The sequence below is a fragment of the Candidatus Nanopelagicales bacterium genome, assembly GCA_037045355.1.
GTDB lineage: Bacteria > Actinomycetota > Actinomycetes > S36-B12.
The window spans coordinates 340,731-363,806 of the sequence record JBAOHO010000026.1 but is presented as its reverse complement, the minus strand read 5'-3'; the positions used below and the strand labels follow the sequence as shown (position 1 = coordinate 363,806).

Genomic DNA, 23,076 nt, shown 5'->3' with positions numbered 1-23,076 from the left:
CGCTGCGAGAACACGCTGGCACCGCTGTTAGCGTGGAAGACAAGCCGACCGACCGGGGTGGTCCTTGAGTGGGTGGTCCCTGAGTGGGGTGGTCCCTGAGTGGGGGGTGGTCCCTGAATGGGGTGGTCATCGTGCGCAAGCCATTCGTCCTGATGCTCATCGCCACTGTCGCGGCTGTCAATGACCTCGTGCGGCCAATCACAACCGGAGCCCGTCCAGCATCCGGCCCACGACTGGAACCCGGCACCTGTCACTCAAGACAAGCTCTCGGTGCTCGCTGAACAGACCGGCACCGGCCCGGACTCGGGTCTGGTGCTGCACACCGCCGGCGGCCCCATCGACTTCTGGGGTGGGGTGAACCTCGGCACCAGCATCCCGGGACACAACCCGGGTGAGGTGGCCATGTCCCCCGAGCAGTACCAGCAGTGGATCCAGCAGATGGGCGATTTCGGTGTGCGATTCCTCAGGGTGTACACCCTGCACCAGCCCGCGTTCTACCAAGCCCTGCGCGACTACAACCTCGCCCATCCCGACTATCCGATCTATCTCTTGCACGGGGTCTACCTGCCGGACGAGTCCTACCTCGAGTCCCACGATCTCTACGACCCGAAGCCGACCGCGGCCTTCACCCGTGAGTTGCACGACCTCAGTGACGCGGTGAGCGGCGATCTTGAACGGGAGTTGGACGTTGGTCGCGCCGGCGGCTCCTACACCGCGGATGTCTCCCCCTGGGTGGCGGCCTGGATCATAGGTGTCGAATGGGATCCCAACGCGATCCACAAGAGCGAGAAGAAGAACCGATCGCAACCTCCCTACCGCGGCAAGTACTTCACGACGTCGACGACGAAGACCCAGGTGAACTCGACCGAGAGCTGGATCGCGGCGCGGATGGACGAGCTCGCATCCGCCGAGGTGAGGCGTGGTCGCAGCGTACCGATCGCCTTTGTGAACTGGCCGACTGCTGATCCGCTCGACCATGGCTCAAACGAACCCAATCCCACCGAGGACCTCGTCAGCGTGGATGCGAATCATGTTCTGCCGACCAAGCGGTGGCCGGGAGGAACCTTCGCGAGTTACCACTCCTACCCCTACTACCCCGATTTCCTGCGGCACACGAAGCAGTACACGTCCTACGTCCCGCCCGGCGCGTCCCAGCCCGATCCGTGGGCGGGCTATCTGAACGACCTCAGGACGCACTACGGACGAGCGAATATCCCGTTGATGGTCACGGAGTTCGGGGTTCCCAGTTCTCTCGGGTCTGCGCATCTGGGCACCAACGGTCGCGATCAAGGCAATCACTCAGAGCAGGAAGCAATGGCGATGAACGCCGCACAGCTTCGGGTGATCAAGGACGTCGGGCTGGCCGGCGGTTTGTTATTCATGTGGGCCGACGAGTGGTTCAAGTTCACCTGGAACACCGCCGTCCGCCAAAGCGTCGTCGACTCCGAGCGTCGATCACTGTGGCACGACCCTCTGACGAACGAGCAGGCCTTCGGGATCTACGCCGGTGACCCTGTAAGCACGGGTTGGCGGGTCATCCACGAAGCGCCCGAGAACGTCCGCGAAGTAGCCGTCGACACAGATGCGTCGTACGTCTACCTGCGGCTCACGCTGAACGAGCCTCCCGAATCTCCTGTGGTGCTGGGATTCGATGTGGTTCCTGGGGGGCAGCCGCTCCCGAACGACCCCCAGTCACCGGCGACACATGACATCGCGATCGTCCTGGATCCGCAGTACGGCACCGCTGACGCCTACATCACTCCCGCTCTGGACCCGGTGACCCTGGACGGACTGAAACCCGATGACCTGCTGCCCCCGGATCTCGACGGCTGGAATCTGCAACGACTCACTCTGAACCGCTCGGTCACCGTGCGCAATGAGACGTTCCCGGCGGAGTTCCTGGACGTCGGGCGCCTCATTCGTGGCACGTGGGATCCCCAGGATGACGAGTACGAATCGCTGGCCACCTGGAACACCGAAGACAACGTGATCACCCTGCGAGTCCCTTGGTCGATGCTGGCTATCGCTGACCCTTCGTCGAAGACCGGGCTCGTGCCGAAAGATGGCACACCGACAGGTGTCCCCGTAGAGACGATCGCGCTCACGGTCAACACCGGCTCCGGGGCTCAGCCGGTCGGCGTCATCAACTGGGAGCCCTGGCAACGCCCCCAATACACCTACCGGCTCAAGAAGGGTGCTCGCGACTTCGAACAGGCCTTGGCGGACACCACCGGATAGAGCGCGGCCCTCCGGCCATCGCGTTTCACAGGCACCTTGCTCAATAGTCAACGGCCCACGGCCCAATGCTCGAACATGAACCAGCGCCCGGGCCAAGGCTCGGACACGATCAAGCGCCACCCGCCCATGCCTCACGCGCCAGCACTTTCAACTGCTTGGGAATGTCGCGGCGTCTGACACCGCGGTCACCTCGGGTGGCACCGATACCGTCTTTCCGGGTTCGGTAGACCGTCCAATCCTCACCGTCAACCGTCGCCGTGAGCACGTGATGGGTCTGCGAGACATGCGCCCCTCGGCCCACGACCGCGCTTCCCGAGATGACGGCGTCTCCGGACACGTGAGCGTTATCGGTCACCTGAGCCTTGTCTCGGACGACTGCGGACTGGCGCACTTCCGCGTGACCCGACACGTGGGCCCTGTCGCGGACCTGCGCCCGACCTCGGACCTCGGCCCGCTCGGACACGGCTGAACTCCCCGAGATCTCCGCCCTACCGAGGACACTCGACTTGCCCTTGACCACGGCGTCGTCGGTGATCACGGCATGACCCGACACCTTTGCGCTTCCGCGAACCGTCGCCGCCCCGGAGACCGTCGCATGCCCGCTGACATGGGCCTTGCCAGAGATGCGCGCGGTGTCTTCGACCACTGCCTTGCCCCACAGCTTGGGCCGGCCGCTGATGATCGCTCGATCTGCGACCGTCACCTCCTTGCCGACGACACTCTTGTGCGACACCGTGGCTTTGGCGCTGACCTTCCCGCTTGAACTCATGTACTCAGTCTGTCTGGGACGGTAAGCAGATGCGAACCGTCCCCCCACCAAACCCGGACCCAGAGGCAAGCGACGAGGGACTCCCACTCGGGGCACTACCCTGAACATGTCGTTGAGACGTGAAGGAAATTCGCCTGTGCCCAAACCTCGTTCCCGATGATCGGCTTCATCGCCGACTTCTTGCGGCCCTACCGGCGCGCGCTGATGATCGTGGTCGTCCTGGTCGCGATCCAGTCGATCGCCAACCTCTATCTACCGTTCCTCAATGCGGACATCATCAACTTCGGCGTGGTGACCGGAGACATCGGATACATCCTGCGCACGGGCGCTCTCATGCTCGTCATCACCTTGATCCTGGGTGCCGTTTCAATCGTTGCCGTGTACTACAGCGCGCGGACAGCCATGCGCTTCGGCCGCGATGTCCGTGGTGCTCTGTTCCGTTCGGTCGAGACCTTCTCCCTTCGTGAGGTCAACACGTTCGGGGCACCCTCCTTGATCACTCGGAACACCAACGACGTTCAGCAGGTCCAGATGCTGGTGCTGCTCGGTCTGACGATGATGATCTCCGCGCCGCTGACCGCCATCGGCGGTGTGATCATGGCGCTGCGGACGAACGTCCAGTTGTCCGCACTGCTCCTGGTCATCATCCCCGTCATGGCCTTGGTGATCGGACTCATGGTCACCAAGGCGGTTCCGCTGTTCCGAGTGCAGCAGGTCAAGATCGACCGCATCAACTCAGTTCTCCGCGAGAACCTGGCCGGGATCCGGGTGATCCGCGCCTTCGTGCGCACGCGCAGCGAGGAGGAGCGGTTCGCAGCGGCGAACGACGACCTCACGGACACTGCATTGCGTGTCACGCGCCTGTTCGCGCTACTCATGCCTTCTCTGATGCTCGTCTTCAACCTGTCGTCGGTCGCCGTGATCTGGTTCGGCGGTCATCTCGTGGACAGTGGCGACATGCAGGTCGGAGACCTGACTGCATTCCTGGCGTACATCATGCAGATCCTGTTCAGCGTCATGATGGCCGTGATGCTGATGGTGATGGTGCCCCGGGCGGCGGCCTCAGCGGAGAGAATCCAGGCGGTGTTGGCGACGACACCGCAGATCAGTGACCCCGTCGACCCGGTACCTTCACCACCGATTCGTGGCGTCGTGCAGTTCCGGGACGTCGAGTTCCGGTACCCGGGCGCCGAGGACCCAGTGCTGTGTGGCGTCAACCTGACCATGTCTCCCGGCCAGACCACTGCCATCGTCGGCAGCACAGGCGCCGGCAAGACCACCTTGGTGAATCTGATCCCACGGCTCTACGACGTGACAGTCGGCGCGGTTCACGTCGACGGCGTCGACGTCAGAGAGCTGCACCAAGAAGACCTATGGGCACGGATGGGAATCGTCCCGCAGAGGTCATTCCTGTTCAGCGGAACGGTCGCGAGCAACGTTCGCTTTGGTGCGGCCGATGCCACCGATGAGGACGTGTGGCAGGCTCTGCAGACCGCCCAAGCCCGCGGCTTTGTCAGTGAGATGTCCGAGACCATCGAGTCGGAGATCGATCAAGGCGGCGCCAACGTGTCCGGGGGGCAGCGCCAGAGACTGGCAATCGCCCGAGCACTGGTGCGCCGACCGGCGATCTACATCTTCGATGACAGTTTCTCGGCACTGGACTACTCGACGGATGCGCGGCTGCGCGCGGCCTTGAAGGTGCAGACCCAAGCCGCCACCGTCATCATCGTGGCGCAGCGCGTCAGTACGATCATGGATGCGGACCAGATCGTGGTACTCGATCGCGGCACCGTGGTCGGAGTAGGGCGCCACGCCGACCTGATGGAGTCGTGCGAGACCTACCGAGAGATCGTCTACTCGCAGCTGACGGCGAGTGAGGCGGCGTCATGAGCACAGGGGCGCCCGCCCGATCGGGCCCGGCCATGGGTCGACCCGGTGGGCCCTTCGGAGGTGGACCTGGCAGCCTGGGCATGACACTGCCGGCCGAGAAAGCCCGCAACTTCCGAGGATCGTTGGGTCGCCTATTCGGACGACTGCGACCCGAGCGCCTCATCATCGCCGTTGTGCTCATCCTGGCCGTGGCCAGTGTCTTCTTCGCGGTGCTGGGTCCGAAACTCCTGGGCAACGCCACCAACATCGTCTTCGCAGGAGTCGTGGGGCGCGGACTGCCACCCGGTGTGAGCCAGGACCAGGCGATCGCGCAGCTGCGGGCCACGGGTCAGACGACACAAGCCGACATGCTCGCCAGCATGACCTTGACTGACGGCGTGGACTTCGCGCTGCTGAGTCAGGTGATCGCGCTGGTCGTGGTCGTCTACTTCGTGAGTTCGGTGTTCTCGTGGGGTCAGAACTACCTGATGGCCGGCGTCACCCAACGCACCATGTTCCGCCTGCGCGAGGACGTGGACACCAAGTTGGGCCGACTCCCGCTGCGGTACTTCGATACCCATCCGCGCGGCGACCTGCTCAGCAGGGTCACCAACGACATCGACAACATCGCAACGACCATGCAGCAGGCCCTCACCCAGGCGATCACCAGCATCCTCACTGTCGTGGGTGTCTTGCTGATGATGATCTGGATCAGCCCGCTGCTCGCGGTCATTTCGCTGCTCACGGTTCCGCTGTCCTTCTTTCTCACCATCGCGATCGCCAAGCGTTCGCAGAAGCAGTTCACGGGGCAGTGGCACTGGACAGGCGTGGTCAACGGTCACGTCGAAGAGATGTACACGGGCCACGAACTGGTGAAGGTCTATGGCCACAGGGACAAGGCCATCGCGGAGTTCGACGCCGCGAACGACAAGATGTACGAGACCAGTTTCAAAGCCCAGTTCATCTCCGGGATCATTCAGCCGGCCATGATGTTCGTGTCCAACCTCAACTACGTCGCGATCGCGGTCATCGGCGGTCTGCGAGTCGCCAGCGGCGCGATGTCACTGGGAGATGTCCAAGCGTTCATCCAATACTCTCGTCAGTTCACGATGCCGATCACCCAGCTCGCGAGCATCACCAACCTGCTGCAGTCGGGAATCGCCTCCGCGGAGCGGGTCTTCGAACTGCTCGACGAGCCAGAGGAGGATCCCGACCCGACCGAACCCGCACGAGTAGGACGACCACGCGGTCACATCCGCCTGGATGGGGTGTCGTTCCGCTACACGCCAGACGTCCCTTTGATCGACAACATGAACCTCGAGGTCCAGCCCGGGGACGCTGTCGCGATCGTGGGTCCCACCGGAGCCGGCAAGACGACAGTCGTCAACCTGCTGATGCGGTTCTACGAGATCGACGCCGGCCACATCTTCATCGACGGGGAAGACACCCGGCAGATGACAAGGGACGACCTGCGGCGCTGTTTCGGCATGGTGTTGCAGGACACCTGGCTCTTCGGTGGGACCATCCGCGACAACATCGCGTATGGGGATGAGGAACCCACCGAGGAGGCCATCCTGGCCGCCGCCCGCGCCGCTCACGTCGATCACTTCGTGCGCACCATGCCCGACGGATACGACACTGTCCTCGATGACGAAGCGAGCAACCTGTCGGCCGGAGAGAAGCAGCTGCTGACCATCGCGCGCGCGTTCCTGGCCGATCCTCCGATCCTCATCCTGGACGAGGCCACGAGTTCGGTCGACACCAGGACCGAGGTCCTGATCCAGCAGGCCATGGCGAATCTGCGCCAAGGTCGCACGAGTTTCGTGATCGCACACCGTCTGAGCACGATCCGCGACGCCGACGCGATTCTGGTCATGGACTCGGGCCACATCGTCGAGCAGGGCACTCACGCGCAGTTGCTCGCCGCCGGTGGCTTCTACTCCCGGCTCTACGAGAGTCAGTTCCAGTCGAGCTTCGACGAGGTGGCCGACATCACCGCACCGTGACCCTTGCGAAAGCCACCAGCCACTCCCACACCGGGCTTCCGCGACCCCACACATGGGCTTCCGCGACCCCGGGGCTGGGCTTTGGCTCTGTCCCTCAGCGGACTTGAGTTCAGCTCGCAATACAGGCATGTTGAGCGCATGAGAATTGCCCTGGGTATCGCCGGTGTTCTGATGTTGGGTGCCATGAGCCCATCCGTCGCTTGGGCGGCCGACGGCGACAACATCCCGGCGGCTGCAAATCCTAAGATGTGGCAGAAGTACGTGGCCAGCGTGAACAAGCAGAATGCTGCCCAGGACTGGTCGACTCCGTCCGGGACCTTGATCGCCGACTCCGGATTCCGGCCCTACGCGGATGGCTTCAGTTTCTTCAACACCGGCGTTCCCGACCGCGCCAATCATCGAGTTTTCGGATCACCACTGCGCACGACCGATCTCAATGCTGCGGGAATGCGTTCCCTGATGGGTAAGAAGGTGTGTCTCGAGGGCAACGCCACGGGACCGTGCACGCTGAGCACTCCGGGCAAGTTGTGGCGCGACAAGACCAACGCAGGCATGGCGGGTGGCCATTGCTACGGCTTCGCGACCACAGTGGCGCTGTTGTACGGCCGCGAACTTAGGCCCGAACAGTTCCAGGTGGGAGCCGCAACCCCTTACGACCTGCGCCTCGAGGAGTCGATTTCCCGCGAGATCGCCCGGAACATGGCACAGCAGTGGACCGACTCCCCCAATCGGTTCTTGGCACCGCCGTCGGAGGTTGTGGAGACCCTGAAGACAGCCTTGACGCCCGGCGCCGTGCCTCCGGTGTTCATCATGTACTCGGGCATCGGCGGGCACGCAGTCACGCCCTACGCGCTCTACGAAGGCGCCAACGGTCGCTATGACGTGGCGATCTATGACAACAACTACCCCGACTTCACGCGGGTTGTGCGCCTTGACACTGTCAAGGAGACAGCACGGTACGCGTTCAACGTGAACCCGTCAGACCCCGACACCGACGACAAGTTGTCACGGATCGGCGTTGTCCCCACCGATTTCATCGCCGCGCAACAGCCCTGCCCGTTCTGCATCAACGCCACGACCACCACGATCCAGATCGATCCGGTCATTACCAAGGTCCCGATCAAGACCAAGGTGACCCGTTTGGACGGTAAGCCATTCCCCAAACTCAAGACGATCAAGCCGTCCAACCCGTGGCAGCCGGGCACACCTTGGACCTTCCCGACCTACGAGCTACCCAAGGAGAAGTCCTTCATCCTCAAGGTGAACAACAAGGAATCGAACCGGGCCCTACCCCTGTCAGTGCTGGCGACCACCGGCGCCTACTCGCTCGGAACAGGCGTCGCGAAAATCCCGGCCGGCGGAGTGGGCAAGGTCGGGTTCGACACCAAGAACGGCATCGTGGTGTACCGCAGCCAGAATCCCGGCCCGGGACTGCTGCAGTTCGCCGACAACGGCGAGCGGAACGTGGTGGCCGTCTCCGGTCGGGCACGGTCGAAGAGTGCCAACACCATCGGCGGGGGACTGATCCCCAAACAGAAGCAGGTGATCCTGGCTCCCGTCGATGAGGAGAAGGCAGAGGTCACCGCGGATGCATCACTCGAGTTCTACAAGAACGGCAAGGCCCGGACCAAACTGGCCCACGTGGAGACGACCCTGCCCGCGGGTGCTTCGCTGATCATCGACTACCACAAGTGGAACCGGAACGATCCGAAGAAACTGATCGCCTACTCCCTGTTGGGCCAGGACGTCACCCGGGTCAACGTCTCGTTCAGCTGACTCACAGGACAGCGAACGGAGCGGGACCAGCAGGCAGTCACGCGGTGGTCGCCCACGTCAAGGCGGCGGAGAACACGAAACCAGCGGCAGCCAGCACCCCGGCCCAGCGCTGGACGCCTCGGATCGCGATGGGAACCATTTCGTTGACAACGACCACCAAGAGGGCGCCGGCGGCGATCGACTGAATGATCGCGATCAGGCTGGGTCGGACATTCACCAGAACCTGGTACCCCAGGGCGCCCGAGGCGGCCCCGATGATCACAACGACCGCGAAGCGCGCCAGAATTCGCGACAACGTATAACCCCCGGCCAGCAAGGCGGCCGCGACACCGATCGCCTCTGGCAGGCCCGCGATGAAGACCGAACCCACCAGTGCGGCGGAGACCCCGACAGCAGCGAGATGCAGCGTGAGCCCGATGGCGACGGACTCCGGCACACCGTCGATGATCATGCCGACGAACAGGTTGCGGGCCTCCGTCGCCGACGCGCCAGCCACCTCCGGTTCTTCTTCAGATCCTGCCTTCAGTGACTGCTCAACCGGAGCCGCGGGCTTCTCACGGCCGCCCGCCCGGTCCAGCGACATGATGATGAGGTAGTAGCCCAACCCACCGACCCCGATACCCAATGCCGTGGGTCCGGCACCGGCCTCGTCGTAGGCGACGGCGACCAGGTCGGTGCTGAGGGCGGACAGCACGGCACCGGCACCGAATGCCATGAGCGCCCCCACGTAAAGCGGGCGAGTGAGTGTGTGGAACCGCCAGACGAGCACCGCACCGACAACCAGTGCGGACTGTGCGATCGCTGCAAAAATCGCTGCCTCGAGCATCCGCCCACCTACACCAATCGTCGGGTCGCCAGGAGATCACACCGCGCGTTCGGACCGCGAGTGGCTTATGCCGCCTCTGAGCGAGGCGGAGAATGGGCGTCACGCCGGGTGTGGGTCATCACGCGACAGTGTCGCACTTGGGGTTGTCGGGAGATGCGAGCCGGAGGTGACCACCGGCTCGATCTCGAAGTTCACCGGATCAACGTACTACCCGTATGCCAGGATTCAGCCGTGACTCTGGTGGTGCTCAACTGGGTCGGCCTGCTCTTGAGCACCCTGCTGGGCATCGCTCTCGGGCTCGCCTTGTCGCGGTACCTGGCCCGCAACGAACTCCCCGAGGACAACACCTACTCTGCCACGGGGTTTCTGACGGACGCCCTCGCGTATGTGAGCGGAGTCCTCGGCATCATGCTGGGCCTGCTGCTGTTCTTCTCCGTCGAGGTCTATGAGGACGCATCATCGAGTGCGCGCGACGAAGCCCTCGCGCTGGTGAACGTCTACGAGAGTGCCGACTTCTTCCCTCAGACGGAGGCAGACGGCCTGCGTCGCGACACGATGTGTCTGATGCGCTCGGTCGCGACGGACTCCTGGGCAGCGGCTGAGAGCGGCGACCTGACCGGCGACGAGAATACGGCCGCCTGGTCGGCCAAGGTGCGCGGGGACATCATCGAACTCAGTACCGCGACACCGTCCGAGATCGAGGCGCAAGCCCAAACCATGCAGGCGTTCCAGGATGCGCAGCAGGCTCGCCAGCAGCGCATCCTGAGTTCGGTCTTCACACTCCCCACGATCGTATGGATCGTCATCGATCTCGGTGTGATGGTGTTCGCCGGATTGATGATCGTCAGCCTGCCGGGAAGGCGCCGCACCGCAGTTGTCCTGATCGGGTCCTGCCTGGTGTTCACCATGGGCGTTGTGGCAGCTCTGAGCATGTTCGCCACACCCTTCACACACCTGGGAATCTCGGTGCGACCGGACGACTTCGACGGTGCGTTGATCCGACTGCAGGACAACTACCCGAGCCAGGACTGGGGCGACTGTCCCCGACTGGCGGAGTCCGAGTTCGGCTGATCGACGCCCCCGTGGATTCCGCCCGTCAACCTCGGCAGCGCTGGATGCCTCGTCAGCGCTGGATGCCTCGGCAGCGCTGGATGCCTCGTCAGCGCTGGATGACCGTGATGGTCCGCGGAGAGGACTCACCCTGGCTGTTGCGCGCTGCGATCGAGATGTGATGAGCACCGGTCGCCAGGCGCTTGAGAACGATCCGCTCCTGTGACGTGGTGACCGCTTTCAACAAAGCGCGGGAGTTGGACTTGGACACACGAACCCGGTACTCGGTGATTGAGGTGCCGCCATCGGCACCTGCCGCCCAGGTCACGATCACCTTGCCCGCCGAGCCAGAACGTACGCGCGGCGTGCGGATGCGATCCGGCTTGGTGGGCATGACGAACGTCTGGGTGACCGGGGTCGAGGCGCCGCCGGCGTTGACCCCGCGGACCTGCACGGTGTACTCCGAACCGCCGGACAGATCGTCGGCAACCAGTGTCGTGTCGGTGAGCGGCTTCCACGCCGGGGGCTTCCGGTCCGAACGGTAGACCCGGTACTCGTACCCGGTGGCAGTCGAGACGGCAGGCAACTGGACTCGGATGGTCGTGCGCCCGGCGGCGGGGAAATCAGTCACGATCACACCGCTCGGCGGGGCGGGCAGCGCTGGCGCAGGCGCGGGCGCCGGCGCGGGTTGCAGGCCGATGGACGGCGCAGGCTGTGACCCGGTGCTCGGCGGTGACACCGCCAGATCCGGAGCCGGGACCGTTTCTGATGCCGGGGTCGAAGCGCGTGGGGTGACACTGACGGGCTGCGACGCAGGGCCGGTGCCTGCCGCGTTCACGGCTTTCAGCCGGATCGAGACCTCGATCCCGTTGCCGAGGCCGGGAACGGTGACCGGAGAGAGCGCGTCGACAGGGTCGAGCGCATGGAACGCACGACCGTCGATGCTGACCATGTAGTTGGTGATGGCGGAGCCTCCGTCACCGGGCGCGGTGAACGATACCTGCGCCTGAGAGTCACCGGGCACTGCGGACAATCCCGTGGGAGCACCTGGAACGGTTCGTGGCGTGACGGAGACGGGTGACGACTCCGCTCCGGGTCCGACGACGTTCACGGAACGCAAGCGAATACTGTGCGTGGTTCCGTTCACCAGACCCGGGACGACGACCGGCGACCGGTTGTCAGCCGGTGCCAGGGGTGTCCAAGGGCCGCCATCAACGCTGAACTCGTGGTTGCGGATCGGCCGCCCGCCATTGCTGCCCCGGGTGAACCTGATCTCCGCGCTCCGGTCGCCGGGGGTGGCAGTCAGGCCCGTGGGTGCGGAGGGGGTGGTCCACGGCGTCATGGTCACATCGAGTGAGTAGGGAGCATCCGGGTCGGGTTCGTCGTAGGGCTCGACCAGCACCACATAACGGCCGGCGCGCATGCTGCGAGTGATCACGTCGTCGGTGGTGCCACCGTTCCAACTGGCGTCGATGAGAGTGCCTGACGAGTTGAAGAGCGCGAGGTCGTAGTCGGCGGGAAGGTTCGTCAACGCCACGCGGACAACGGCACCTTCAGTGGTGGTGAACGACCAGTAGTCGATATCCGATGCGTCGTAGAGGGTTTCTTGGACCGACCAGGAGTCGGGCAGGACTGTCGCGGTGTCGAAGGTGTCGCCGGCATCTGCAGGTGCGGGGTCGGTCAGGAGCGTGGCCGGTGTGGATTCAGCTGATTCACCGCCGGGACCGCCGGCTCGGACCGTCACGTCGTAGGTGGTCGCGGGGCTGAGGCCGGACAACCCGCAACTGAGCCCGGCCGCCGAGGCGGTGCAGGTCTGGGAGTCACCGCCGCCGGTGGGGGTTGCCGTGGCGGTGAAGCGGAACACCCCGGTGCCATCGTGGGTCCAACCGACCGTGCCCGAGCGGGCACCGGTGGCGACGGCTGTGACGCCGGTCGGAGTGGCGGGGGGATCGCCGGGTTCGCTGACGGCCATGAGAGCCGCGATCGGATCCACGAGGCCATAGCCGAAGTCGTTGTCGCGACCGACTGGCCCCAAGTCCTCGGCAGTGCCGGTGAGGACAGCATCGGCATCGGCAGGCCCGGCAGCGTTGGAGTGGATCAGAGCGGCCGTCGCAGCGACATAGGGCGTGGCCATGGAGGTTCCGCTCCACGAAGCGTAGGAGTTGCCGGGGAGGGTCGACAGGATCGCCACCCCGGGCGCCGCGATGTCTACGTAACTGCCCTCGTTGGAGAACGATGCGTAGTCGTCGGCGTTGTCCGTGGCCGCTACCGCGGTGACGCCGTCGTAGGCGGCGGGGTAGGAGACGGGCGAGCCGGACGACCGGGAGTTGCCCGCTGCCGCCACGACTGTGACTCCGGCGTTCACCGCGTACTGCACGGCCACCTCGAGGACCTCGGAATCTCCGCCCCCGAGACTCATGTTGATGACGTCGGCACCGTGGTCGGTGGCCCAGGTGATGCCGCCTGCGACCCACGACCAGTAGCCGCTGCCGCCGCTGTCCAGCACACGTACGGGGAGGATGTCGGCGCTGGGGGCGAGACCGGCGATCCCGGTGTTGTTGTTCAGCGAGGCGTTGATGATTCCGGAGACATGAGTGCCGTGACCATGGCCGTCGTCACGACCAGTTCCGTCGGCGTCCCCATCGGTGAAGTCAGCACCCGCCAAGATCCGCGACTCCGCCAAATCCTCATGAGTCGCCACCCCGGTGTCCAAGACAGCGACCGTGACCCCAGCACCCTGGGACACATCCCAGACCGCCTCAGCGTCCAACCGATCCAATGCCCACTGATCGCCGCGTTTCGGATCACTTGCCGCGACGGTAACGTCAGCTGGCCCATCGTCCGCGGCGACGATGGAGGCCTCCTTCACGTCGGGTTCCACGGCCACGAGTGAGGGGTCGTCCTGCAGCTGCGTCACCAAGCGCAATGCATCCGCCTCGTCGGCCGCGCGGTACGCGGTCACACGAAGCTCTCCCGCCACGTCGCGAGCCGTCACGAACCGCAACCGCCCACCATCGATCGCCTCGTCCACGATCTCCCCCGGCGCAGCCTCCGTCGACTCCCGCGGCACATCCCACCCCTGACCGTCAGACGACGACTCCCCCACAGAAGACTCCCCCACAGAAGACGGCTGCTGCGGCTCCTGCGCCCATCCAGGCCCCACCGGACCGAACACCAAGGCAGCCACCGAGAAGCCGATCACGGCACGTACCGTTCGACCCTGGGGCTGATACCGACCGATCATCTCCACCGCTCCGAGTTCGGGACAGCATCAACTACTCTCCCAGTGAATTCATCGGTCGCCCGGTGGTCGGAGTTGAGCAGTAGACCATCCGGGTGTCGCTCTGAACCGGGTTGGGCGATAGTCGGACGACAGGACGATCAGCGAATCCGCACCGTTGCGGAATGGGGTCCCGAGCCGGCCGCGTTCCGGGTTCCCACCCGCATGACGAGAGGTCGCAGGTGCTGGGCGCCCGGAACTTTGCCTGTCCACCTGATCCGGGTGGTCTTCGCCACGGTGGACCACGTCCGCTTACGTCGCACTTGCACCGTGTAAGTGACGGTGGCCCCATTCGAGCTCGCGGAACGCCAGCGCAGGTTCACCTTGGCCCTGCCCATCCTGGAGCCCCGCACGGTACCCGGCTTGCCGGGCCGACCGAATGGGGTGGCGGTCACGGACGAGGACTCTTGCCCTGGGCCAACGGCATTGACCGCCCGCAGTTTCACTTTCACTGCAGTCCCGTTTCGCAGACCAGAAAGGGTGATGGGCGATCCAGTAGTGGCCGCGGAAACCCAGTTCGATCCGTTCAGCATGTACTGGTAGTCGGTGATGGGCGAGCCGCCGTCATCGGCTGGCGGTGTGAATCCGACGGTGATCCGACGATCCCCCGAGGCAGCGGTGACGTTCCTCGGCACTGAGGGGGCAGCCGGCGGGGGTGGATCGGGGGACAGCGTCACCGCAACAGGGACCGAAGCAGTACCTGCCCCGGCAGCGTTGACCGCCCGGATCCGCAACGAGTAGGACGAGCCGTTGGTCAGTCCAGGAATCGTCATTGGGGCCGACGTGCTTCCCGCAGAAACCCAACCGCCGTTGTCGATCGAGTACTCGTAATCGGTGATGGAACTGCCGCCGTTGTCGGCGGGTGCCGTGAACGACACGGAGGCCAACCGGTTGCCCGGAACCGCCGCGAGCCCGGTGGGAGGTCCAGGTGTGGTGCGGGGGGTCACAGACACCGGGGCTGAAGCGGCACCTGGACCCTGGGCGTTGCCGGCCCGCAACCGGATGTCCACAGCGGTACCGTTCACCAGTCCGGAGACAGTGACCGGTGAAGCGGCGGTGCCGGCTGTCGTCCAACTGCCACCGGCGACGGAGTACTCGTATCCCGTGACTGGGCTCATACCGGGATTCGCCGGCGCCGTGAACGTCACAGTGGCGCGGCGATCGCCAGGTTCCGCGCTCAGATTCGTGACGGCGTCGGGCGTGGAGAACGGCACGTAGTCGTCGATCCAGGATGTGAGTGCCGTGACACGGGAGTACACCCCCGGATACCCCTCCTGAGCGCAGCCATTGCCCCAACTCGTGATGCCCGCCAGAAGCCACGATCCGCCGACATTGATGGCGAACGGACCACCACTGTCACCCTGACAGGTGTCCTTGACCGGACTGGCGACGGTGCCCCCGCACAGCATGACGGAGTTCAGATACTCGGAGGTCGAGTAGTTGCCGCACATCGGATCCGCCGGTCCCGTGAGCACGTCCACGGTGGCCTTGTGAAGTTCCGTGGGATACGGGCCTCCGAACGACAGCGAGCCCCAACCCGTTATCAGGGCCGGCGTTCCTGCCGTCGGCCACATGGCGTCCTGCGAACGAGGCAGCGCGATCGAGGCTCTGTTGACGCCATCCAAAGTCAGCGGCGACTCCAGGCGCAGCACGGCGACGTCGTGGGAGAACACCGTGGCATTCCACAGAGGATGGACATAGATGGCCGCAACGTTCACGCGGGGGCCGGAGTCACCGGCCGTGGCAGCAAGGGAACTCTTGCCGGTCAGGACTTGGACCTGGGGCGCGGACGCGGAATCCACGCAGTGCGCCGCCGTGACCACCCACTCGGGGTGAACGATGGAGCCACCGCAGAACTGAGCCGTGTAATCATCCGCGACGGCCGCGCTCAGGAGGCCGACCTGCCACGGAGCGTCGGTGATTGCCGCCACTTCGCCGTTGACGACGCGGATATCGGCGTCTCGTGAGGGCGACTCGAGGCCCATATCGCCCGCTGCGACCAACGGCAGGGCGCAGAGCAGCGCCATCGCACCCACGAGCCCCCGTACGACTCCCGTCAGCATCCCTTCACCTCACCACGCCCAGGATCGGCTGAAGTCATCGAATCCTTGAGCCGATCTCTCCGCAGCGCCTACGGCGTCAGGTCGGTCAGGTCGGTCAGGTCGGTCAGGTCGGATAAGCCAATCCCAACAACTCGGGAACCTCCTGCAACACGGCTCCGAAGAACTGGTCGGGGATCGTCAAATCCGACGGACCGTATTGTGCGTCCTGATTCGACTGCACGACCAGGATGGCCTTGGTACGCGGGTAGTAGGCCACATAGCTCGTCGCGCCGAGCATGGTGCCGTTATGCCAGTACGAGACCACGTCACCACTGCTCACCTCACGAAGCACCGCGACGCCCAGGCAGTACTCCTGGTTGAGCACCCCGTTGGTGCCGCTGACAACGCAGTCACCGCTGCGGCTCCGGTGAGTGGCGCGCTTCAGGACCCCCTGTCCCGTCCCCATGGCCTCTGCCCAGGTGCGCAGATCGGCAACGGTGGAGGCGAGCCCGCCGGCCGACCAACCCATCGACAGCGACCAGTTGGTCGTGCGCAGCAGCGGCGGGCTGCCGTGGATCTCGCCGTACATCGTGGAGTAGGTCTGGGCGTGCCGGGGCCACAGGTCGCCGGACATGTCCAGGAAACTGCGGTACATGCCGAGCGGCTCCAGGATCCGCTTCTTCAACAGTCGGTTGTAGGACTTGCCGGTGCTCTTCTCGAGGATGCGGCCCAAGATGATGGTGTTGGTGTTCGAGTAGGCGAACTGCGATCCGGGTACCTCGAAGTCGCGTGGCATTCGTGCGGCGCCCCAGATCATGGTGCCGGGCGACACCCGCCTCTTCGGGTGAGCGCGCTGCTGCGCCGTCAGGCGTGCGATGTTGCCGTTGACGTAGTCAGCGATACCCGAGGACATGTTCAGCAGCATCGCGATCGTGATCTGATCGGCCTTGGGGAACGTCGGGAACCATTTCGACATCGGATCACCGAGTCGGAGCCGACCACGCTGAACCTGTTGCAGCACGATGGTCCCGGTCAGCGTCTTGGTCACCGAACCGATGGGCACCTGCAACTCCGGGCGCATCGGCGCGCCCTTCTTGATGTCCGCCTCACCGACCGCACCCACCCAGTAACCCTTGTTGCCCACCCACAGGCCCGCGGTCACGCCCCCCGGCACATCGCCCAGCGCGGCCTCGAGGCCGTCATTGAGTTCGGTCACCTGGGTGGAGGTGAGGCCGTTGGTGTCGAACCACATGTCACCGGAGTAATCCTCCGGCGCCGCTCCAGCCCCTGTGGGGATGAGCAGGGACGCGGCTGCGACCAGTGCGGCTGCGACGACGGGACGAGGTCGGAAACGCTTCATACTCCACGGTACGGGCAAGGTCGATTGTGTTTCGAGAGCCGAAGGTCCCTCCGAGGACCGGTGGATCCGGGTCTAGCATTTCCCACATGACCTTCACGCCACGCCTGAACCGATTCGCGGCCTGGGGCGCGCAAGGACCGGATCCGGTGAGCACCGCCGAGCGGGACCTGATCGCACAGGTCGCCCGGCACCGGTTCGGCGTCGACCACGCCCCGCGGCCCGCGGTGGAACCCGCCGCCGTCGTATTGCGCGACCCGCGAGTACCAATACCTGACGGACTGAGCTCCTGCATGACCACCGCCCGGGCTGATCGCCTCGCGCACGCGTGGGGCAAGTCGTTCCCCGACCTCGCCCGCGCGTTCCTCGGTCTCGCGCCCCACAGCCCGGATGCGGTCGCCTACCCCCGTGACGAGACGGACATCGAGCGGGTCCTGGAGTGGGCGTCGGAGAGCCGGGTGGCGGTGATTCCCTACGGTGGTGGTTCGTCAGTGGTCGGTGGTGTGACCCCGGACATCGACGACGACTACACGGGCTCGATCTCGCTGGACCTGCAGCGCCTCGACCAGGTGCTCGAGGTGGACCCTGTGTCGCGGGCAGCACGCGTGCAGGCCGGTGTCCTGGGGCCGGCGCTCGCTGATCAACTGCGCCCCCATGAACTTGCGCTGCGCCACTATCCGCAGAGCTACCAGTTCTCGTCGGTGGGTGGGTGGATCGCGACCCGCGCCGGCGGTCACTACGCGACCGGTCCCACTCACATCGACGATTTCGTGGAGTCACTGCGGATGGTGTCACCGGCCGGCGTATGGCAGTCTCGCCGCCTTCCGGCCTCGGGCGCCGGTCCCGACCCGGATCGCATCCTGCTCGGGTCGGAGGGGACGCTGGGCGTCATTACCGAGGCATGGCTGCGGCTGCAGCCACGCCCGACCTATCGAGCCCGGGCCACGGCTCAGTTCGATTCGTTGCCGGCCGCGGTGGCGGCGGTACGAGCGATCGCCCAGTCCGGGCTGCAGCCCAGCAACCTCCGGTTGCTGGACCGCGTCGAGGCACTCAACTCGCTGGTGGCCGACGGCACCCACGAGGTGCTGGTCATGGGGTTCGAGTCCGCGGACCACGACGTCAGCCCCGCGCTGGCCAGGGCACTGGAATGCTGCCGCGACCATCACGGCACCTCGATGGGGAGCACAGACAGCGACAAAGAACGATCCGAATCCGCCGCCGATTCCTGGCGGGACAGCTTCACGCGCATGCCGTTCTACCGAGATGTGCTCATGTCGTATGGCATCGTGTCCGAGACCTTCGAGACCGCCGTCACCTGGGACCGGTTCTTCGACTTGTACGACGCGGTGTCCACGTCAGTGGGGGCGGCACTGTCGGCGGAGGGTCTCACTCCCGCGAGCGTGTCCTGCCGCTTCACACATGTGTATCCCGATGGTGTAGCGCCCTACTTCACGGTTCTGGCGCGTGGAACACCGGGCGAACTGGATCGGCAGTGGTGGCCCGTGAAACAGGCGGCGGGCGAAGCGATCGAGTCGGCCGGTGGAACGATCACACATCATCACGCGGTCGGGCGCGACCATGTCCCGTGGTATCGCCGCGAACGACCAGGACCTTTCGGGGCGGCCATGCGCAGTCTGCGGGCCGAGCTCGACCCCGTCGGCATCATGAACCCCCGAGTCCTCGGCTGGTGACACCCCGAGAGGCGTATCAAGGACCGACGGGCCAGGGCAGTGAGCCCCACCCCAACCATTCGCGCAACTGCTCGTTGTCCTCAGCGAACTGGGCGCGCAGCCGGGCAGCGGTCTCCGGGTCCATGGGGGGGTAACTGCGGCTCATGTCGGCGGGTAGCTTGCGGCCGGACTTGGCGAGCCGTCGCTTCTGAGCGGGCGTCAGAGACGCGTAGGCGTTGGCCCGTGGCATCGTCGTGGACTTCAGTCGGGAAGAATCCAACCCGAGATGCTCGAGCACTCGCGTGATCTCGGTCGCTGGATCCGCGATGGTCTGCTCGAGACTGGTGATGCAGAGGGCATCGCGCCCCAACCGCTGCTCGAGATCGAGAAGTTGGCCCAGATACCGGCCTCGGTCCACGTACGAGAAGCTCGCTCGGCTGCGCCTCGATGCACCGACGATCCGCTCGGGTTCGGCCGCGAGCGCGGCTTCGAAAGACAGGTTCTCCTTGCCATATCGGCGCGCGTGCCAGTAGTGCGAGTAGGCGCGTTTCACGGGGTCCCGCAACGTGACGATGATCCGGGCGTGCGGAAGGGTTCGGGCCAATCTCCGTCTGGCCACCGGGTCGTACATGTACAAGGGCGTGGCTTCACCGACGTCTGTGATCTTGCGCCCTGCCGGGAACTGCGCCACGTACCAGTCCAGGCCGCGCTGGAAGTGGCGGTCGAAGAAGTGGAGTTCCTTGCGCGCCGGTCGAGCCACCTGGGGGTGTCGGCACATGAACTGCAGCAGACTCGACGTTCCACCCTTGTGGGTTCCCACGATCACGAAGCTCGGAAGCCGCGGCGATTCACCCACGTCGGGCACGCTAGCAGCCGCAATCCGGTCAGCTGGTGGCCGGTGGGACCTCATCCAACACCGGGGCTATGGCTCTCATGAGTTTCGTGGGCGGGTGATGCTTCGCGTTGGAGATGTTCATTCCGATCGCCACGACAGCTCCCGTGTCCGGGTTGTACATGGTGAGGACGGTGTAGCCGAGGCCCTCACCCGTGTGCCCGATCCAACCTGCGAGCTCGCCCATTCCGACGTCGTACTCGTCGTACTCCGGTCCCGAGTCCAGCGGCTGTCCCTCGCGCCTTTCCATCTGGGTCTGCTCGCTCACCAACTCGCCGGCCCCGAGTGCCCGGCCCCAGCGGCACAGGTCGGGCAGCGTGGATGTCATTGCCCCCGCTGGTCCCAAGATGGTGAAGTTGTTGAACGAAGCCTGCAGCTTTCCCTTGGCACCGGGCTGATATCCCGTGGCATGGGGGCCGCTCCAGTCATCGGGGGTCGTCACATATCGCGTCGCGGTCAGGCCAAGAGGCACCAAGATGCGCTCGGAGAGCACTTGGTCGAACGGCTGCCCGGTCACTTCCTCGACGACTTCGCCGAGCAGCAGTGTCGATGTGTTGACGTACACGGCCTTCTTGCCGGGCGGGAACTGCGCCGGCTCGGCGAGTGCGTAAGCGATGAGCTCCTCGGTCGTGAAGGCTTGCGCTGAGTCCTTGCTCATGTCCTCGACCAGGGCGTCAGTGGTGTACTCCGGCACTCCGGATGTCATGTCGGCCAGTTGGCGCAACGTGATGCGGTCGCCATTCGGGACATCGGGTACGTACTTGCTGATCGGATCGTCCAGGCTCAGTTTGCCTTCATCGGCGAGTTGCAGCAGCAGGGTCACGGTGAACGACTTCGTGATGCTGCGCAGCGGCCAGACGAGGTCGGTGGTCATGGCGGTGTCCGTCTCGGTGTCGGCAACCCCTTCGGCGACGGACCACTCCTGGTATCCCGGCACACACACAGCCACCACACCACCGGGGGCTCCGTACTTCTCCAGGGTCTGCTGCAACTCAGTCGTCACGGCCGCAGTCGTCTCAGCGGGCAGCATCGCAGCGTCCTGAGCCTCCGGCTGCGTCGTACAACCTGCCACCAACCCCAACGCAGCCACGACACCCAGCGCCGCCAGTCTCCTGATCATCCGTTCACAGTAGTGGGCGCGGTAGGGCGACCCGGACCGGGTGAGACCCTGATCCATCGGTCCTCGGCGGATCAGGGTCAAGACCCCGCCAGTTGGTCGATCAGGTTGTAACTGTCGGGATCGTCGGGCAGCACCCAGGCGAATCCCTCCAACAGCACAATGCCGACGACATTCGCGGCCAGCACCAGCAGGAACAGCCAGATGACAATCGTCGAGACTGTCCGCAGGACCGACCCCTCGCGTGGGGCACGCGGTACGGCCCGGGTTGTCAGCATCAGGGCGACACCGCAGTACAGGATCACGATGACAAAGGTGAGCAGGGCCCACGTGTACAGGTGCAACCCCAGGATCGGATCACCGTAGCCGGGGTCACCCGGGAGGATGTGGAGCAGAACCTGTCGTGACGAGATGACCATCCCAACGACAGCGCCGATGATGCCCATGCCCAGACCCTGTGCGTAGCGGGCCGCAGTCAGTTCATTCCGTCGTGCCTGCATCACGATCCACAATGCGCCCAGCGTGCACAGGATCATCGCGTACCGCTGCAGCATGCACAGCGGGCACGGGAACTCCTCACCGATGAGCTGTACGGCGAAGGCGCTGAGCAACACCCCGCAGTAGGCGAGGATCCACAGCACCGCGCCCCAGAAGGTGATGGCGGACCACACACCTGGGGAGTCTTCCTTCGTTGCCGTCGGGGTACTGGCCGAGTCGGTCGCCATCAGAAGCTCAGATCCAGGCCAGAGGTCACGTGGAATCGGAACAGACCGATCACCGCCACCACGGTCACCACCCACAGACCGATGATGAGCCCACGCCGGGCCCCTCGCTGAATGGCAACCGCGAGCACCAGCAGAGCCACCAAGATGAGAATGTCCACCCCAGGAATCTATCGGGGGGCCTCCCCTTACCACTCACAAATCCAATATTCCTCATATGTGGGCTGAAGCCTGTGTTCAAGTGCGCACTTGCGGTCTGTAGTGTGACACTATGCCGCAACTGCGTATTCGCGATGCAGCCGCCTTTCTGGGTGTCTCGGACGACACACTGCGGCGGTTGATCGACATCGGAAGCCTGACGGCCGATGTCGATGGGTCAGGACGCAAAGTCATCGACGGGCTCGAACTGGCTCGATACGCGCGCGAACGCGCGACTCCCCCACCCGATCCGCTGGGAGTCTTCAGTTCAGCCCGGAACCGTTTCGTCGGGCTCGTCACCGACATCAAGCGCGATGCGGTGATGGCCCAGGTTGAAATGCAATGCGGCCCCTACCGAGTCGTGTCCTTGATGTCGGCCGAAGCCGTCGACGACTTGGGCCTCGAACTCGGATCCGTCGCGGTCGCGGTCGTGAAATCGACCACCGTCATCGTCGAGACCAAAGGCAACAGCGCGTGAGGAAAACAAGGCGACCGGCTCTCAGCAGGGCAGTTGGGGCAGTGCTACCGCTGGCCCTTCTGCTGACCTCATGCTCCGGAACTGGTGACTCGAGCCCTTCTCAGGATCCGGACAATCAGTTGACCGTGTTCGCGGCTTCGTCACTGACGAGGGCGTTCACGACGATCGGCCAGGAGTTCGAGCAGGCGAATCCAGGGACCCGCCTGCGTTTCAGCTTCGGAGGCTCGGCCGACTTGGTCGCGCAACTGGAGCAAGGTGCACCAGCTGACGTCTTCGCCTCGGCGGATGAGGCGAATATGAGCAAAGCGGTGACGGGTGGGTTGGTCGCGGGAGAAGCGCACGAGTTCGCGAGCAACTCCATGGCGATCGCTGTACCGCCGGGCAATCCGGCAGGGATCGGCAGTTTCGCCGACCTGGGCGATCCCAACGTGAAAGTTGTCGTGTGTGCACCGCAGGTCCCCTGCGGCGCAGCCACAGTCACCGTTGAGAAGAGGACGGGAACAAGCCTGACTCCGGTGAGTGAGGAGCAGGCTGTCAGCGATGTCCTGGGCAAGGTCGCCAGCGGCGAAGCCGATGCCGGGATTGTCTATGTGACGGACATCAAGAACGCGAACGGCGCCGTCAGCGGTATCGCGATACCTCGACCGGACAACGCCGTGAACTCGTATCCGATCGCAGTGCTGTCGAGCACCGGTGAGCCCACGTTGGCCCAAGAGTTCCAGACCTGGGTGCTGGGACCAAGGGGCCGGCGAGTCCTTCACGCCGCGGGTTTCTCGGGACCGTAGT

Annotated in this window: 17 protein-coding genes; 8 read left to right on the top strand and 9 right to left on the bottom strand. The window is 64.8% G+C overall.

All coding sequences use genetic code 11. The annotated features are described in order from the left end of the window. Positions 1-270: 270 nt before the first annotated feature. Positions 271-2,238, top strand: coding sequence for a hypothetical protein (locus V9E98_14320; protein MEI2718141.1), 1,968 nt, complete (start codon positions 271-273; stop codon positions 2,236-2,238). A 109-nt stretch (positions 2,239-2,347) separates the two neighbouring features. Here V9E98_14320 and V9E98_14315 read toward each other — a convergent pair whose 3' ends face one another. Continuing rightward, on the bottom strand, positions 2,348-3,007 hold the full coding sequence (locus V9E98_14315; GenBank protein MEI2718140.1) for a hypothetical protein: 660 nt from the start codon (positions 3,005-3,007) through the stop codon (positions 2,348-2,350). A gap of 156 nt (positions 3,008-3,163) precedes the next feature. On the opposite strand from V9E98_14315, the gene V9E98_14310 reads away from it, so the two are divergent. From V9E98_14310 to V9E98_14300, 3 genes are all read left to right on the top strand, one after another. Next, entirely contained in the window at positions 3,164-4,897 is a 1,734-nt protein-coding gene (locus tag V9E98_14310; GenBank protein MEI2718139.1) for an ABC transporter ATP-binding protein, read from the top strand. An 80-nt stretch (positions 4,898-4,977) separates the two neighbouring features. Further along, complete coding sequence (locus V9E98_14305) at positions 4,978-6,882, top strand: ABC transporter ATP-binding protein (protein MEI2718138.1); 1,905 nt, start codon at positions 4,978-4,980, stop codon at positions 6,880-6,882. Positions 6,883-7,020: 138 nt separating this feature from the next. Then, positions 7,021-8,658 carry a hypothetical protein gene (locus V9E98_14300; protein ID MEI2718137.1) on the top strand — a complete coding sequence of 546 codons (1,638 nt, stop codon included), beginning with the start codon at positions 7,021-7,023 and terminating at the stop codon, positions 8,656-8,658. A 37-nt stretch (positions 8,659-8,695) separates the two neighbouring features. Here V9E98_14300 and V9E98_14295 read toward each other — a convergent pair whose 3' ends face one another. Then, on the bottom strand, positions 8,696-9,484 hold the full coding sequence (locus V9E98_14295) for a hypothetical protein (protein MEI2718136.1): 789 nt from the start codon (positions 9,482-9,484) through the stop codon (positions 8,696-8,698). 231 nt (positions 9,485-9,715) lie between these two features. On the opposite strand from V9E98_14295, the gene V9E98_14290 reads away from it, so the two are divergent. After that, on the top strand, positions 9,716-10,555 hold the full coding sequence (locus V9E98_14290; GenBank protein MEI2718135.1) for a hypothetical protein: 840 nt from the start codon (positions 9,716-9,718) through the stop codon (positions 10,553-10,555). Between the two features lie 88 nt (positions 10,556-10,643). Here V9E98_14290 and V9E98_14285 read toward each other — a convergent pair whose 3' ends face one another. From V9E98_14285 to V9E98_14275, 3 genes are all read right to left on the bottom strand, one after another. Further along, on the bottom strand, positions 10,644-13,736 hold the full coding sequence (locus V9E98_14285) for a S8 family serine peptidase (GenBank protein MEI2718134.1): 3,093 nt from the start codon (positions 13,734-13,736) through the stop codon (positions 10,644-10,646). Between the two features lie 179 nt (positions 13,737-13,915). After that, on the bottom strand, positions 13,916-15,877 hold the full coding sequence (locus tag V9E98_14280) for a trypsin-like serine protease (GenBank protein ID MEI2718133.1): 1,962 nt from the start codon (positions 15,875-15,877) through the stop codon (positions 13,916-13,918). A gap of 103 nt (positions 15,878-15,980) precedes the next feature. Then, entirely contained in the window at positions 15,981-17,216 is a 1,236-nt protein-coding gene (locus V9E98_14275; GenBank protein MEI2718132.1) for a serine hydrolase domain-containing protein, read from the bottom strand. 86 nt (positions 17,217-17,302) lie between these two features. Between V9E98_14275 and V9E98_14270 the strand changes: the two genes are divergently transcribed. Then, positions 17,303-18,904, top strand: a complete 1,602-nt coding sequence (locus tag V9E98_14270; protein ID MEI2718131.1) for an FAD-binding oxidoreductase — start codon at positions 17,303-17,305, stop codon at positions 18,902-18,904. A gap of 16 nt (positions 18,905-18,920) precedes the next feature. On the opposite strand, the gene V9E98_14265 is transcribed toward V9E98_14270, so the two are convergent. From V9E98_14265 to V9E98_14250, 4 genes are all read right to left on the bottom strand, one after another. After that, a complete protein-coding gene (locus V9E98_14265) occupies positions 18,921-19,739 on the bottom strand; it encodes a sulfotransferase (GenBank protein MEI2718130.1) in 819 nt (272 codons plus the stop codon). A gap of 28 nt (positions 19,740-19,767) precedes the next feature. Beyond that, positions 19,768-20,895: a serine hydrolase domain-containing protein gene (locus V9E98_14260; GenBank protein ID MEI2718129.1), complete on the bottom strand. Its 1,128-nt coding sequence runs from the start codon at positions 20,893-20,895 to the stop codon at positions 19,768-19,770. Positions 20,896-20,972: 77 nt separating this feature from the next. Beyond that, a complete protein-coding gene (locus V9E98_14255) occupies positions 20,973-21,617 on the bottom strand; it encodes a disulfide bond formation protein B (GenBank protein MEI2718128.1) in 645 nt (214 codons plus the stop codon). Then, a complete protein-coding gene (locus V9E98_14250; protein MEI2718127.1) occupies positions 21,617-21,775 on the bottom strand; it encodes a DUF5993 family protein in 159 nt (52 codons plus the stop codon). Before V9E98_14250 ends, V9E98_14255 begins: the two co-directional genes overlap by 1 nt. Positions 21,776-21,885: 110 nt before the next feature. Here V9E98_14250 and V9E98_14245 point away from each other — a divergent pair, with 110 nt between their 5' ends. Together V9E98_14245 and modA are read left to right on the top strand one after the other, a co-directional pair. Then, a complete protein-coding gene (locus tag V9E98_14245) occupies positions 21,886-22,290 on the top strand; it encodes a TOBE domain-containing protein (protein MEI2718126.1) in 405 nt (134 codons plus the stop codon). Between the two features lie 125 nt (positions 22,291-22,415). Continuing rightward, entirely contained in the window at positions 22,416-23,075 is a 660-nt protein-coding gene (gene modA, locus V9E98_14240; GenBank protein MEI2718125.1) for a molybdate ABC transporter substrate-binding protein, read from the top strand. The last annotated feature ends 1 nt before the right edge of the window (position 23,076 follow it).

What these genes read in the sequence shown, in the direction of transcription:
- V9E98_14310 (MEI2718139.1), top strand. Translation starts at nt 3,164, where the DNA reads ATGATCGGCTTCATCGCCGACTTCTTGCGGCCCTACCGGCGCGCGCTG.
- V9E98_14260 (MEI2718129.1), bottom strand. Translation starts at nt 20,895, where the DNA reads ATGATCAGGAGACTGGCGGCGCTGGGTGTCGTGGCTGCGTTGGGGTTG.
- V9E98_14270 (MEI2718131.1), top strand. Translation starts at nt 17,303, where the DNA reads ATGACCTTCACGCCACGCCTGAACCGATTCGCGGCCTGGGGCGCGCAA.
- V9E98_14275 (MEI2718132.1), bottom strand. Translation starts at nt 17,216, where the DNA reads ATGAAGCGTTTCCGACCTCGTCCCGTCGTCGCAGCCGCACTGGTCGCA.
- V9E98_14300 (MEI2718137.1), top strand. Translation starts at nt 7,021, where the DNA reads ATGAGAATTGCCCTGGGTATCGCCGGTGTTCTGATGTTGGGTGCCATG.
- V9E98_14245 (MEI2718126.1), top strand. Translation starts at nt 21,886, where the DNA reads ATGCCGCAACTGCGTATTCGCGATGCAGCCGCCTTTCTGGGTGTCTCG.
- V9E98_14295 (MEI2718136.1), bottom strand. Translation starts at nt 9,484, where the DNA reads ATGCTCGAGGCAGCGATTTTTGCAGCGATCGCACAGTCCGCACTGGTT.
- V9E98_14315 (MEI2718140.1), bottom strand. Translation starts at nt 3,007, where the DNA reads ATGAGTTCAAGCGGGAAGGTCAGCGCCAAAGCCACGGTGTCGCACAAG.
- V9E98_14280 (MEI2718133.1), bottom strand. Translation starts at nt 15,877, where the DNA reads ATGCTGACGGGAGTCGTACGGGGGCTCGTGGGTGCGATGGCGCTGCTC.
- V9E98_14255 (MEI2718128.1), bottom strand. Translation starts at nt 21,617, where the DNA reads ATGGCGACCGACTCGGCCAGTACCCCGACGGCAACGAAGGAAGACTCC.
- V9E98_14305 (MEI2718138.1), top strand. Translation starts at nt 4,978, where the DNA reads ATGACACTGCCGGCCGAGAAAGCCCGCAACTTCCGAGGATCGTTGGGT.